We start from the raw sequence: 13,330 nt of genomic DNA on the forward strand, positions 1-13,330 counted from the left end.
GCTCTCCGGACGCTCCAGCCGGTGGCTTCCGGCGGGGAGCGATCATGGCATTCGGCGAGCGTATGAGCGCGACGAGATCCGCCGCAGTCGCTCGAAGGTGTCTGGCAGATATCACCACATCATGAGTAACTACACACCGGCACCCACCGCAACCACTGTCCAGACGGATACGCACACCGCTGCCGGCGGTTCGTCAGACGAGGTCGACACCGTCGTCCTGCTTCACGTCGAACCGGACGCCCGCTCCGCGGAGCTGTTCGCGACGTTCGCGGAACGGCTCACGGAGGGGTTCACGGTCCGGTCGGTCGACGGGATGGAGCCGGCGCTCGACGCGGCCGACGATGTCGACTGTGTCGTGACCGAACAGCGACTTCCGGACGCCTCCGGCGTCGATCTGGTCGAGCGACTTCGGAGTCGAGGCGTCGACATCCCGGTCGTGTTTCACACCACCTGCCGCAAAGACGAGATGGGAGCGCGGGCGCTCGCGGCCGGCGCGGACGCCTACTTCCCAAAGCAGCCGGAGCGCGGTCAGTACGACCGTATCCTCGACCGGCTCCGCGAGCTCGTCGACGACGTGTCGGAGACCGACACGGCGACCACGACGACACCGGAGTCGTCCGCGCCGGCTCGGGAACCGTCCGCGAGACGGCCGTCGTCAGAGGAGTAACCGGGTCGCCGCCGCCTCGCGCTGGCCCCTTCCTCCGCGCCCGACGGAACCCTTTTTGCTCGCACCGGCGTACCAGTTTCTGATATGGGACTGGGCTCGGACATGTACCGACAGCAGATCCTCGATCACTACAAGAACCCGCGCAACTACGGGGAACTCGAGGATCCGGACGTGACACACGTCGGAGAGAACCCGTCGTGTGGCGACACGATCCGGATGGAGATCGACCTCGACGACGCGGGTGACGCGATCGAGGCGGTCCGGTTTACCGGTGACGGCTGCGCCATCTCGATGGCCTCCGCGAGCATGCTCTCAGAGCGGCTCCACGGCATGTCGGTAGCGGAGCTGGACGCGCTCGACACCGACGACATCACCGAGATGCTCGGGGTCGACATCTCGCCGATGCGCGTGAAATGCGCCGTGCTCGGGCGACAGGTGGCCCAAGACGGCACGAAGATTCACCGCGGGGAACTCGATCCCGACCGCACTCGGACGAAGACCGAGGAGTAGCGCGCCGCCGGCGTCGGTCGTCCCGAGCCCACGGAACTTTTGCTCGTGAGTACGTTCGTCCAGACATGAGCGACGGGTTCGACAAAGAGGCCGAACGAGAGAAGCTCCGCGAGAAGTTCGCGGGAGACGACGAGAAGCGCGAACACACCCAGCGGATGTCGGAGCTTCTCTTGCAGGGTGCGACGATGACGAACCGTCACTGCGACGACTGCGGCGACCCAATATTTAGACACGACGGCCGCGAGTTCTGTCCAACGTGTCAGGCGGGCGATTCGGGCGACACGGAGAAGACAGCGGGAACGACTGCGGACACAGTCGGCTCGTCGTCACCGGAGACCGCGGAAGCCGAATCGGCGGGCACACTCCGCGCGGACACCGCGGAAACGACACCGGAACCTCCGGCGTCGACGGCAGCCGACCCGGCGTCCACGGCAGCCGACCCGGCGTCCACGGCAGCCGACCCGGCGTCCACGGCGGCCGACCCTGCATCGGTCGGCGGCGATGCGACCACACCGCCGACCGACGGTGAACGGCAGGCGCGCGCGAGCGGAACGGCCGGATCGACGCGGCGCGGCGGCGAGCGTCACGTCGCGTCCGACCCGGCCGGCGCCGCGAGCGTCGGTGACGCTCGCGACTCGCTCGCAAAAACCCTGCTGCGGTTCGCTCGCAACGCCGAGGCCACGGATGATCCGCGACGCGCACGCGAGCACCTACGGGCGGCCCGTGAAGCGGCCGAAACGCTCGAAACGCTCGATTGATATGTTCCTGTCCGCGCTCGACCTGTCGGGTGGTCCGCTCTCGGCATCATATAACTGTTCCCTCGTTCTCCACTTTTGGAACTACTGCACAATACTATAACCGTGGAGCACGAAGGGACACTTGTACCCATGTCCACTATCGATATCGAACCCACCGACACCGTCGACGCCCGAGGCGCAGCCTGTCCGGGGCCGCTCATGGATCTCATCAGCCAAGTCCGAGGAGCGGAATCCGGTGATGTGATCCGCCTCTTGAGCGACAACGACCAGTCGCTTACCGACGTCTCGGAGTGGGTCGACGAGACCGACAACGAACTGCTCGCGGTCGACGAATCGGGCGACGAGTACGAGTTCTACGTCGAGGTGGCCTGACGTGACCGACCGCATCGCGATACTCGGCGGCGGCACCGGCGGCGCGGTGCTCGCAAACAACCTCGCCGAGCGGCTCGGCCCGGAGATCGAAGACGGGGACGTCGACGTCACCCTGATCAACGACGACCCGGACCATGTGTACAAGCCGGTATGGCTGTACGTCCCGTTCGGCAAGCGCGAACCGGCCGACGCCCGCCGGCCGCTGCAGTCGCTCGTCGACGATCAGATCGACCTGCGAATCGACCGGGTGACCGAGATAGACACCGACGGGAAGCGGCTCGAACTCCGCGACGCTGCCGGCTCCCTCGAGTACGACTACCTCGTCGTCGCGACGGGGTCGACGCTCGCGCCGACGGAGATATCCGGACTCGAAGAGGGCGGTCACGACTACTACTCGGAGTCGGGAGCGCTCGCGCTGCGCGACGACCTGCTCTCGATGACCGAGGGACACCTCGTGTTGAGCGTGATCGGCACGCCCCACATGTGTCCCGCCGCGCCGCTCGAGTTCGTCTTCATGGCCGACGACTGGCTCCGCGAGCGCGGGCTTCGCGAGGACATCGACATCACCTACACCTACCCGATCCAGCGCGTCCACGGTAACCCCCACATCGCCGAGTGGGCCCAGCCGATCATGGACGAGCGCGGGATCTCCGTGGAGACGTTCTTCAACGCCGACGCGGTCGATCCGGAGGCGGGAACCGTCACGTCGATGGAAGGGACCGAGATCGAGTACGACGTGCTCGCCGCGATCCCGCCGCACCGCGGCGTCGACGTGGTCGAAGAGGCCGGTCTCGGCGACCGCGGCTGGGTCGACGTGAACAAACACACGCTGGAGGCCGAGGAAGCTGAAGACGTGTACGCGCTCGGTGACGCCGCGACCACCGGCGTGCCGAAGGCCGGCAGCGTCGCTCACTATCAGGCGGGCATCGTGGCACAGCGGCTCGAAAGCGAGATCCGGGGGCGACCCGCGACGGCGACGTACGACGGCAAGACGCTGTGTTTCATCGAGACCGGGATGGACGCGGCCTCGTACGTCGAGTTCGACTACGAGAATCCGCCGTCGCCCGCGCCGCCGTCCGAGAAGCTCCACTGGTCGAAGCTGGCGTACAACGAGTCCTACTGGCTCACCGCACGGGGGTTGCTCTGAAATGTCGGACGCCACTGACGACGCCGACGACGAGCAATCGACCCCCGAGGGCGTGGACGGGGAGAGCGACGGGGAAGAACTCGACCGCGCCGACCTCGAGTCGATCGTCGCGGAGAACCCCGAGGCGGTCGCCGCGTTCGTCGAGCGGCTCGACGCGGTCAACGAGTTTCTCGACGTCGTGTCGCTCGGCGAGAACGCGCTCACAGACGAGATGGTCGTCGAACTCACCGGCACGGCCTCGACGCTCGCGGAGTCCGCGGACGGACTCGCGACGGACGAGACGGTCGCACTCGCGGAGGCGGTCGGCGCGAACGGGGCCGAGCTTCACGACGCCTTGGAGACGCTCGTCGAACTCCAGCGAAGTGGTGCGCTAGACGACCTCGCAGAGGTCGCACAGGTCGGGTCGCTCGCGAGCGACGCCCTCGACGACGAGATGGTCCGCTCGCTCGCGAAGACCGGATCCGCGCTGGGTGAGGTGGCGGACACCGCGGCCGACGACGACGTCCGCGACGGCGCAACGACGCTTCTCGAAGGCGTCGGTGCCGCAGAGCGCAGCGACCCCGAACCGGTCGGCGCGCTCGGACTCGCGCGCTCGGTCCGCGATCCGGAGGTGCAGTACGGGCTGGGCTACGTCATCGCCATCTCGAAAGCGATCGGGCGGTCACGGGCGGCTGACGGAGACTGACACCGTCCTGCGGCGATCGCCTCGGCCTGCGCGATAGGCAAGTTGCACACCCGACGACGGAATCGGTCGGTCGCTCGTAAAAAAGACGCCCGAGAACTAGACGAGCAGTTGGATGTCCGCGTCGGCCATGTCCTGAAACGCCGAGGCGGCCCCGACGCCCGTTGTGACACCGTCGTAGAAGTCGTCCTCGTCGTAGCCGAGGAGATCGATCGTCATCTGGCACGCCTGCAGTTCCACGCCGCTCGCGAGCGAGGTCTCTATCAGCTCCTCGATCGAGGCGACATCGTTGTCGGCGATCTTGTTCCGCATCATCCGGGTGGTCATTCGGTCCATACCGGGGAGCGCGCCGATGACGTTCGGCACCGGCATGTTGGGGTTGCCGACGGAGCTGAGCTTGAGGTCTTTCGAGTTTTCCTCGTGGAGGATCTCGAGTCCCCAGAAGGTGTGGAAGAGAGTGACATCGTAGCCGAAGGCGGCCGCCGTGCTCGCGAGAATGAGCGGCGGGTACGCCATATCGAGCGTGCCCTTCGTGGCGATGATCACCATCTTCTGTGCGCCGTCGTCGTCGACCTCGGCGCGCAGGTCGGACACCTCGGACTCGAGGTCGTCGATGCGCGTGCGTAGGTCGGCGACCGTCTCGGGCGCTGGCTCGGAGCCGGGGTCCGTCGCGTCGTCGCCGTCTGCGGACGCGGATGTGTCCGTGCTCATCTCACTCGGTCTTGCGGAGGTAGTGTTTGTACACGTCTTCGCCCCCTTCGGTGGCTTCCTCCTGTTCGACCAGCTCTGCGCCGTCTGTCGAGTCGGCCCAGCCGGCGATGTCGCTCATACTCCCCGAGTCGGTCGCGACTACTTCGAGCACCTCGCCGGGGGCGAGGTCGTCGAAGGCACCGCGAGTCTTGATAACGGGCATCGGGCAGTTCTGTCCCTTCACGTCCAGCGTCTGGGCTGCAGTTTCCGTACTCATGGTTAGTTCCCCATGTTGGGGTTACCTCACAATACTGTTCAGATCAGTATAAGTGTGTCGATTCTTGTACTCGGTGTGAACGACTGGGACTCCGGAGCAGGGGGTAACAGGTCATAAGTGCGATCGCTCACACGCGGGCTGTGACGGCTTGTTCGTTCGAAGCTGCACTCGCCGGTATCGGTCGAATCGGCGAGGTTCGGTTATCTGACTCTCTATATTGTGTATATGGTGAATTACTATACAAACTCTTAAGTTGCTGCTTCCGCTATGGTGGGGTGTACATGGACCCAGACGAGATGGACTTCCCGACGCCGGACGCGGATGTTGATTCGATCGCCCCCGAGACGCTGAAAGCCCGCATCGACGACGGGGAGTCGGTGACGCTGCTCGACGCGCGAATGTCGAGCGACTACGAGGAGTGGCGGATCGACGGTGAGAACGTGGAGTCGATTAACGTGCCGTACTTCCACTTCCTCGACGAGGAGATCGACGACGACGTGCTCGACCAGGTCCCGGACGACGAGCACGTCACCGTACTCTGTGCGAAAGGCGGCGCGAGCGAGTACGTCGCCGGCGCGCTCGCCGACCGCGGCTACGACGTCGATCACCTCGAAGACGGGATGAACGGCTGGGCGTCGATATACGAGGCCCACGAGGTCACCGAGTACGACGGTCCCGGAACGCTGCTGCAGTATCAGCGTCCCTCCAGCGGCTGTCTGGGGTACCTGCTGTACGACGGCGGTGAGGCCGCTATTGTCGACCCCCTCCGGGCGTTCACCGACCGCTACCTCGCCGACGCCGACGACCTCGGCGTCGAGCTGACGTACGCGTTCGACACCCACGTCCACGCCGACCACATCTCGGGACTCCGCGACCTCGCAGACGAGGGCGTCGAGGCAGTATTGCCCGCGCCCGCCGCCGACCGCGGCGTCACGTACACCGACGCGGTGACGCTGACCGAAGACGGCGACGAGTTCGCGATCGGCGACGCCACCGTGGAGACGGTGTTCACGCCGGGCCACACGACCGGGATGACCTCCTACCTGCTCGGCGACAGCCTGCTCGCGACGGGCGACGGCCTATTCACGGAGAGCGTCGCCCGCCCCGACCTAGAGGAGGGTGACGACGGCGCGCCCGACGCGGCTCGCACGCTGTACGACTCGCTGCAAGAGCGCGTGCTCACGCTCGACGACGACGTACTGATCGGCGGCGCACACTTCAGCGACGCGGCCGAGCCCGCGGCCGACGGCACGTACACCGCACCGATCGGCGAGCTCCGAGAGCGGATGGACGCGCTCTCGGCCGAGAAAGACGAGTTCGTGGACATCGTCCTCGCGGACATGCCGCCGCGGCCGGCCAACTACGAGGACATCATCGCGACGAACCTCGGCCAGAACGCGGTCGACGACGACGAGGCGTTCACGCTCGAACTCGGCCCGAACAACTGCGCCGCGAGTCAAGATGCACTCACGAGCGACGACTGATCCGATCGTGAGACACGCCATCCGGTCCGTGACGCGTGCTCGGTCCCTGCCCGTGACTCGCAGCGACCCGTCGCCGAGCGCAAGGCGGGGTGATCGGCGATGATCGATGCCGCCGTCGCCGAACTGCTCGGTCACGGGACCGTCGACGCGCTGTTCCCGAACGGCGTTTCGCGGTACGCGATAGGCGGGCTGTTCGTCGGACTCGGAACCGCGCTGATCTACCTCGGCACAGGGATCACGGCGGGCGCGAGCACGTTCCTCGAGTCGACGCTGTCGTACGTGTCGGGACAGTCGCGGTTCGCGCAGTACGTCTCCTCACGGGACTGGCGGCTCGTGTTCACCGCCGGCATCATCGGCGGTGCCGCGGTGTACGCGCTGATCTATCAGGGCGATCCGTGGTCGCTCGCGGGGAGCGGCTGGACGACGCAGGTCTCGCCGTGGCGGCTGTTCGTCGGCGGGATCCTCGTCGGGATCGGCACCCGCGTCGGGAAGGGGTGTACCTCCGGTCACGGGATCTGCGGCGTCGGGTCCGTCTCACGGACCTCGCTCGCCGGCGTGGCCACGTTCCTCGTCGTCGCTATCGTGACGGCGAACGTCGTCTCGGCGCTGGGGGTGGGACTGTGAGCCGACATCCCCTGTTCATGCCGCTGGTGCTCGTCGGAGGCCTGATCTTCGGGTTCGGGCTCGGATACAGCCACATGGCCCGTCCGGAGGTCGTCCTTGACTTCCTAACGTTCACCGACTTCGGGCTGTTGTTCGTGATGTTCGGCGGCTCGATAGTCGCCGGACTCGCGTTCTGGACGATGCCGAAACTCCGCTCGTCGGCACCGCTCACGGGTCGCGCCTACGGCCGCCGGCTGAAGTCGTTCGATAGGAACGTCCTCGTCGGCGGGTCGATCTTCGGCGTCGGCTGGGGGCTCTCCGGGATCTGTCCCGGGGCGGCGTACGCGAGTCTCGGCGTCGGCAACTGGCCGATCCTCTACGCCATCGCCGGGATGTTCATCGGGGCGTACGCCCAAGGCGTCTGGCGAAGCCGGGACACGCCGGGCGCGGCCGGAGCGGCCCCGAGCGACGACTGACCGGCACCCGCCATGCCGCACGACTCACCGCTCCCGTCGACCGAGCGCGTCGTCGACATCGCGACGGATCTGATCGCGATCGACACGCAAAACCCGCCGGGCGACGTCCGCGCGATCGTCGATTACGTCGAGGAGTTGTTAGCGGCGGCCGGCTTCGACACCGAGCGCACCGTGACCGATCCGGCGAAGCCGAACGTGCTCGCGACGCTGTCCGGCGACGGCGACCGAACGCTCCTGTACAACGGTCACGTCGATACCGTTCCGTTCGAGGCCGGCGCGTGGACGCGCGATCCGCTCGGCGAACGGGACGGAGAACGCCTGTACGGTCGCGGTGCGACGGACATGAAGGGACCGCTCGCGGCGATGCTCGCGGCCGGCGAAGCGCTCGCTTCGGCTGATCGCGACCCGCCAGTCTCGGTCGCGTTCGCGGTCGCGAGCGACGAGGAGACGGGCGGGTCCGCCGGGGTCGACACCCTCGTCGAGAGCGACGCGTTCGGTCGTATCGCACCGGACGCCTGCGTGATCGGCGAGACCACCTGCTCGCGCGGGCGTCACTCCGTCACGGTCGCCGACCGCGGCAGCATCTGGCTGACGCTCCGGGCCACGGGGACGGCCGCGCACGGCTCTCGCCCGGCGCTCGGCGACAACGCCATCGACCGGCTCTGGGAAGCCACGTCGCTCGTCCGATCGCGGCTCACGGCCCGGGAACTCGACCTCGATCCGACGGTCCAGCCGATAGTGTCGGAGTCCGTCGAGTACTACGAACCCACGCTCGGGGCGGACGCCGCCCGCGAGTCGTTCGAGCACCCGACGGTGAACCTCGGGACGATCGAGGGCGGTGAGGCGATCAACACCGTTCCCGACGCGGCGACCGCGCGGCTCGACGTGCGGCTCACGGCGGGGGTCGAAACCGCGGCCGTCCTCGCCGACATCCGCGACTGTCTCGCCGAGTTCCCCCGCGTCTCCATCGCGGATGCGAGCTGGTCCGTCGGGAGCCGAGAGCCGCTCGACAGCCCGCTCGTCGAGGCCGTTTCCGAGGCCGCGGCAGCCGTCAGCGACGGTCGCGTCTACCGGCGGAGCGCCACCGGCGGCGGCGACGCGAAGACGTTTCGACACGCCGGGATCCCCACCGTCGAGTTCGGGTTCGGCACCGACACGGCCCACGCCGTCGACGAACACGTCACGATCGAGGCGCTCCGACGCAACGCGTCGGTGTACGCGCGTCTCCCGGCCATCTGGGCGTCTTCGGACCGCTGACCCCGGCGTACGAGGAAGGGGGTTTATGCGTTCGGGAAGCCAATAGTGGGCATGACAGCCAATACTCGGAGCGGCGAGTCGCCCGGTGACGAAGGGGTCCGACGCCCCGTCTCTCTCGACGATGAGGACGCGCTCGACGCGTTCGTCGCCGACGCAGACGCCGCGCTCGTGGAGTTTTACACCGACGGCTGTGGGATCTGCGCGAGCATGGAGCCCGTCCTCGGCAACGTCGCCCGCGCGGTCGACGTCGACGTCGCGCTCGTGAACCCCCGCGACGACCCGCCGCTCGTCGAGCGGTTCGACGTGCGAAGCGTGCCGCTTTTCGTGCTCTTCGTCGACGGCGAACCCGTCGCGCGGCGCGCCGAGGGGTTCATTCCCGGCGACGATCTGACGGCGTGGGTCGACGAACACGTCGCGTGAGGTCGCGTCCGCTCGTCTCCGATCGCGTGCGCTGTGGCTCGACGCGAATCAAGTGCGGCGAAAATGAACCGTTCTCGGCGTACGCGTCCCGCGTGACCGACCGGCTCAGAGCCGGCCGACGTTCTCGACGGCGACGGACTCGACGCCGTCGACCTCGGTGAACGCTTCCTCGACGGCCTCGGTACCGCCTGCACCGTCCGGAACGATGACCGTGGGGAGGAGCGCGACCAGTCCGAACGCGACGTCGTCGCGCTGGAACCCGCGGATCTTCGCGCCCTGCGGGAGCGACTCCTCCAGACGGTCCTGAAGGTCGTCGAGGTCGACGTCGGGGCTGTCCGGCATGACCTTGATCTTGGCGGCGACGTCGCCCATGTTAGGGCCCCCGGAAGCCACAGTCGTGACACTCGTAGAGGTTGCTCTGCTTCCGGCACTTCGCACACCGGTGGATCGTCGCGCCGCAGTCCGGACAAGAGAAGCGCGCGGCGTTCATACCGGCGACCTGGATGCCACAGGAGACGCACTGTCGAGCGCCCTGCGTTTCGCTCTCGCTCATACCCGATCCACCACCGCGCGACTTTTAACCGTTGTTCTTTGCCCTCGGCGGGGGCCGATCGACTGTCACGCGGTACCGCGGTTCGTGCCGGCTCCGTCGTACGCGCCGCCCGCGACCGCCCGCGACCGCCCGCTTTACCCCACGATCAGCGGTCCGATCAGCACGCCCATCAGGTGCACCCGCCGCGTGCCGACTCGCGGCGGGAACAGTCCGAGGACGCCGGCGACGACGAACACGCCGACGCCGAAGACGCCGGCGAACGCGAACGAGATCGCCGCGAGGAGCGTCAAGACGCCGATCGACAGCCGCGTGTAATCCGCGGTCCCGACGGTACGGAGGTAGCCGTCGCCGACGAGGACGACGAGGGCGAACCCGCAGCCCGCGGCGGTCGCGGCCGCGACCAAGAGGATCGGGAGCGCGAGCGGAACGGCCGCCCGGTCGATGGCGACGGTGACGCCGGTTCGAGGCGTGCCGAGCGCCGCGAGCGCGAACAGCGCGAAGATCGTGTTCGCCGTGTTCGCGCCGCTCGTGGCGACGATGAAGCCGCGGTCGCCCTCCGACGGCGGGATCGCCGGGAGCGCCGCGACCGCGGCGATGGCGGCGGAGACGCCCGGCACGTACCCGACGACCGCGCCCGCGAGCGATCCCGCTCCCGCGCTCACGCCGAGGTCACGCGGAGTCATCGTGATCCGCGCGTCGGCCTGCGGCGGCACGCCCTCGCCGCCGAGCGCGTCGACGAGCACCGGCGCGCCGAACAGTCCGGCGAAAAGCGGCGCGAGGATACCCCCGGCGTCGAGGGGTGCCGCGGGGTCGACATCGAGCGTGGCGAGACCCAGCGCGGCGCTCGCGAGAAAGGCGACCAGTCCGCCGACGGCGGCCCGCTTCGAGGACTCCGTGAGCACGAGCGCGGCGACGACCCCAGCGAGGAGGAGAGGGAGATGGGCGCGGACGGCGGGATACCCGCGGACCATCGCCCACGTGATCGGGACGGCGAGCGGCACCGCGAGCGCGACGGCGAGCGCGGAGCCGACCGCGGAGAGCCGCAGCGCCTCGCGCCCCCGCCCGGCGAGCACGAGTCGGTGGCCGGGGAGCGCGGCGATAGCCGTGGCCGCGTCGGGCACGCCGAGCGCGAGCGCGGGGACGATGTCCAGGAACGAATGCACGACGCCGGCCGCGAGCATCGCGATCCCGACGAGGAGCGGATCGCCAGGGACCGACGGCGCGAGTCCGGCCAGAAGCAGCGCGAAGTTGTTCGCGTGGAGCCCCGGGACGAGCCCGCTCGCCGTTCCGAGCGCGACGCCGCCCACGAGGAACGCGAGCGCGGCCGCGGAGAAGGCGGGGTCGACGACGGGTCGAACGAGTGCGTCCATCCTCCCGAGGTGGCCGCGCTTTCGGATATAAGCGGTCGGCCGACGGAGTCGAGACTCACCGGTCGTTTCGAGTCGTCGCCGCAGAACACGAACCGCCGTTAGGCGGGCTGGGCCGCCTGTGCCTTCTTCCGCGTGACGTAGCCGGCGATCCGGTTGCGGACGCCCTTCGACTCGACGGTCGTCAGCGCGGTGACGCTCTCCTTGTTCGTCTCGAAGTCCGTATTGAAGGAGTCGGGATACTGCTCTAACAGGACGTTCCCGAGCTGTTTGATGTACTTGGGTTTGATGGCCATATCGAGCGATACCCTCGGGGCGAACTAAAAGGGTTCGTTCCGCCGCGAGCGGCCGCGAGGCGGGTGTCGGCAGACTGGAGGCGAACGGAGACGCCGTGAAACTCACTCGCGACCGCCCGCGCGGTCACGCCACCCGGTGACCTCGTGGATCCGCGCGAACGCCTCGCGCTCTGCCGGTCCGCCGCAGCGCTCGACCACGTCGGCGAAGTACGCCAGCCGGTCGAGGAGTGTCTCTTCGTCGAAGCCAGGCACGTCGAGCCGCGAGGCCGCGACCGTCGCGTCGACGACCGCGCCGAACCCGCGGTTCACCGTCGGGACGCGCTCGGCGAGCACCGCGCTCTCGACCGGATCGAGTTCCCACGTCCGGATCGTCGTCTCTCCGTCGGTCTCGCTTGCGACCTGCTCTGCGCGCACCTCGACCCACGCGTCGGCGGTCGCGAGCACCGGGTCGTCGACTTCGTGGACCGTGAGCGCGGCGTCGACGAACGTCCGTGGGTCCGTCGTGAACTGCACGACGCCGCCGCCGCGCTCGGTGAAGTTCCGCCACGTCCGCGTTCGCCCGTACGTCCGCGCCGTGACGGAGCCGCCCGGAGCCTCGGTCGCGTCTGAGTCGGGCGGAGCCTCGGCCTCCGCGGAACCGTCCGGCGCGTGGAGTCCCAGCGCCGCGGCGTTCCACCGACCGTTCGGACCGAGCGTCGTCACCACGGACTCCGTGACGCCGCGGAGCCGGACGGGCCAGCCGTCGAGGGAAACGCCGTCGGTCACGGCGCGACCTCCGCGCCGCGTCTGAGCGCGACGTACAGCGCCGCACAGGTGAGGTCGGCGGTCGTTCCGGGGTTTATCCCCTCGTCGACGAACGCGTCAGCCAGCGTCTCGGCTGTGGCGAGGTCGACCGCGTGGACCGCGTCGGGAGTCGGCGGGTCGGTGAGCGGCCCGCTCTCGCGGTCGCCGGGGCCATCGAGTACGCTCACCTTGTGGTTTCCGCGCACGACCGCGGCCGCCCGCGCCGTCGCATCACGAGCGACGTCCGGACCGCGGTTCGTCGCGACGAGCGTGTCTGGCTCCGTCGCGAGTAGGCCGAGGAACGCCCGAGCCGCGCGGTCCGCGAGCGGGCCGTCGTCAGTCAGGATCCACTCGGCCGCGCGGAAGGTCCGCGGAAACCCCTCGGTCCACTCCTGCGCGTTGCGGTCGGGAACGCGCTCGCTCGGGAGTGACTCCGGTCCGTCTCCCGCCGACGTGGATAGTGCCATCACGTCCCGCAGCGTCGCCCCGCGGTCCCTGAGTGTCGTCTCTGCGTCGCCGCCGCGGCGCACGTCGAGCGCGTCCGCGTCTGCGGGAGGCTCGGCGACCGCGATGTCGACGCGCTCGAACGACCGATAGAACGCGACCGCGTCGCCGACGGTCGTATTTCGGGTCACCCGGTCGACGCCGGCGGGCGAGAGGTCGCCGGTGGCGGTCGCCCGCACGAGCGGGACGAGGAGCAGCAGACAGCCGAACTGCGTGTTCGTCCCGGCGCGGTCGGCCATCCCGGCGACGGCGCGCTCGAAGGCGGTTCCGACCGACGTCTCACTGGTCGCCTCGCCGCTCGGGTCGCCGTCTGCCGCCTCGCGTTCTCGGCCGCGAGCGGCCAGTTCGAGGCCCCCCCTAGCTCCGACCGCGCCGCCGAGGAACGACTCGAATCGGAGGTCGGCGAGGTCGCGACGCCGGTCGACGTTGCCGGGTTTCGGCGTGCCGGCGACTTCGAGGAGCATCGCGAGGACGGCGTCGTCGG

General features: G+C 68.7%; 19 protein-coding genes. 11 read left to right on the top strand and 8 right to left on the bottom strand.

Going from position 1 to position 13,330, the window contains the following annotated elements:
• Positions 1-121 precede the first annotated feature (121 nt).
• The 6 genes from EP28_RS06185 (at position 122) to EP28_RS06210 (ending at position 4,139) form a co-directional block, all read left to right on the top strand.
• A complete protein-coding gene (locus EP28_RS06185; RefSeq protein WP_049983132.1) occupies positions 122-667 on the top strand; it encodes a response regulator in 546 nt (181 codons plus the stop codon).
• Positions 668-751: 84 nt separating this feature from the next.
• The gene (sufU, locus tag EP28_RS06190) at positions 752-1,177 is read left to right on the top strand and encodes a Fe-S cluster assembly sulfur transfer protein SufU (RefSeq protein WP_049983133.1); all 426 of its coding nucleotides are present in this window, start codon (positions 752-754) and stop codon (positions 1,175-1,177) included.
• 65 nt (positions 1,178-1,242) lie between these two features.
• Positions 1,243-1,935: an Sjogren's syndrome/scleroderma autoantigen 1 family protein gene (locus EP28_RS06195; RefSeq protein WP_049983134.1), complete on the top strand. Its 693-nt coding sequence runs from the start codon at positions 1,243-1,245 to the stop codon at positions 1,933-1,935.
• Positions 1,936-2,064: 129 nt separating this feature from the next.
• A complete protein-coding gene (locus EP28_RS06200; protein WP_049983135.1) occupies positions 2,065-2,307 on the top strand; it encodes a sulfurtransferase TusA family protein in 243 nt (80 codons plus the stop codon).
• Position 2,308: 1 nt separating this feature from the next.
• Entirely contained in the window at positions 2,309-3,454 is a 1,146-nt protein-coding gene (locus tag EP28_RS06205) for an NAD(P)/FAD-dependent oxidoreductase (RefSeq protein ID WP_049983136.1), read from the top strand.
• A 1-nt stretch (position 3,455) separates the two neighbouring features.
• Positions 3,456-4,139, top strand: a complete 684-nt coding sequence (locus EP28_RS06210; protein ID WP_080506076.1) for a helical membrane plugin domain-containing protein — start codon at positions 3,456-3,458, stop codon at positions 4,137-4,139.
• 96 nt (positions 4,140-4,235) lie between these two features.
• Here EP28_RS06210 and EP28_RS06215 read toward each other — a convergent pair whose 3' ends face one another.
• Both EP28_RS06215 and EP28_RS06220 read right to left on the bottom strand, forming a co-directional pair.
• Entirely contained in the window at positions 4,236-4,847 is a 612-nt protein-coding gene (locus EP28_RS06215) for a DsrE/DsrF/DrsH-like family protein (protein WP_049983137.1), read from the bottom strand.
• 1 nt (position 4,848) lies between these two features.
• Positions 4,849-5,103, bottom strand: coding sequence for a sulfurtransferase TusA family protein (locus EP28_RS06220; RefSeq protein WP_049983138.1), 255 nt, complete (start codon positions 5,101-5,103; stop codon positions 4,849-4,851).
• Positions 5,104-5,384: 281 nt separating this feature from the next.
• Between EP28_RS06220 and EP28_RS06225 the strand changes: the two genes are divergently transcribed.
• The 5 genes from EP28_RS06225 to EP28_RS06245 all read left to right on the top strand — a co-directional run bounded on the left by EP28_RS06225 (position 5,385) and on the right by EP28_RS06245 (position 9,343).
• On the top strand, positions 5,385-6,587 hold the full coding sequence (locus EP28_RS06225; protein WP_049983139.1) for an MBL fold metallo-hydrolase: 1,203 nt from the start codon (positions 5,385-5,387) through the stop codon (positions 6,585-6,587).
• A 99-nt stretch (positions 6,588-6,686) separates the two neighbouring features.
• Entirely contained in the window at positions 6,687-7,211 is a 525-nt protein-coding gene (locus EP28_RS06230; protein WP_049983140.1) for a YeeE/YedE family protein, read from the top strand.
• 17 nt (positions 7,212-7,228) lie between these two features.
• Positions 7,229-7,666, top strand: a complete 438-nt coding sequence (locus tag EP28_RS06235; RefSeq protein ID WP_049983141.1) for a YeeE/YedE family protein — start codon at positions 7,229-7,231, stop codon at positions 7,664-7,666.
• A gap of 12 nt (positions 7,667-7,678) precedes the next feature.
• Positions 7,679-8,923: a M20 family metallopeptidase gene (locus EP28_RS06240; protein ID WP_049983142.1), complete on the top strand. Its 1,245-nt coding sequence runs from the start codon at positions 7,679-7,681 to the stop codon at positions 8,921-8,923.
• Between the two features lie 51 nt (positions 8,924-8,974).
• Positions 8,975-9,343: a thioredoxin family protein gene (locus tag EP28_RS06245; RefSeq protein WP_049983143.1), complete on the top strand. Its 369-nt coding sequence runs from the start codon at positions 8,975-8,977 to the stop codon at positions 9,341-9,343.
• A 105-nt stretch (positions 9,344-9,448) separates the two neighbouring features.
• Here the strand turns inward: EP28_RS06245 and EP28_RS06250 are convergent, their stop codons facing one another.
• The 6 genes from EP28_RS06250 to EP28_RS06275 form a co-directional block, all read right to left on the bottom strand.
• On the bottom strand, positions 9,449-9,715 hold the full coding sequence (locus tag EP28_RS06250) for an elongation factor 1-beta (protein ID WP_049983144.1): 267 nt from the start codon (positions 9,713-9,715) through the stop codon (positions 9,449-9,451).
• A 1-nt stretch (position 9,716) separates the two neighbouring features.
• Positions 9,717-9,896 (bottom strand): HVO_2753 family zinc finger protein, encoded by a 180-nt coding sequence (locus EP28_RS06255; RefSeq protein ID WP_049983145.1) that lies wholly within the window; start codon positions 9,894-9,896, stop codon positions 9,717-9,719.
• A gap of 134 nt (positions 9,897-10,030) precedes the next feature.
• Positions 10,031-11,266: a tripartite tricarboxylate transporter permease gene (locus EP28_RS06260; RefSeq protein WP_049983146.1), complete on the bottom strand. Its 1,236-nt coding sequence runs from the start codon at positions 11,264-11,266 to the stop codon at positions 10,031-10,033.
• Positions 11,267-11,364: 98 nt separating this feature from the next.
• The gene (locus EP28_RS06265) at positions 11,365-11,559 is read right to left on the bottom strand and encodes a 30S ribosomal protein S17e (RefSeq protein ID WP_049983147.1); all 195 of its coding nucleotides are present in this window, start codon (positions 11,557-11,559) and stop codon (positions 11,365-11,367) included.
• Positions 11,560-11,661: 102 nt separating this feature from the next.
• Entirely contained in the window at positions 11,662-12,324 is a 663-nt protein-coding gene (locus tag EP28_RS06270) for a DUF447 domain-containing protein (RefSeq protein WP_080506077.1), read from the bottom strand.
• Complete coding sequence (locus tag EP28_RS06275) at positions 12,321-13,310, bottom strand: triphosphoribosyl-dephospho-CoA synthase (RefSeq protein WP_080506095.1); 990 nt, start codon at positions 13,308-13,310, stop codon at positions 12,321-12,323. The genes EP28_RS06270 and EP28_RS06275 overlap by 4 nt, the downstream gene beginning before the upstream one ends.
• Positions 13,311-13,330 lie beyond the last annotated feature (20 nt).

It is taken from the genome of Halorubrum sp. BV1 (assembly GCF_000746205.1).
Classification (GTDB): Archaea; Halobacteriota; Halobacteria; order Halobacteriales; family Haloferacaceae; genus Halorubrum.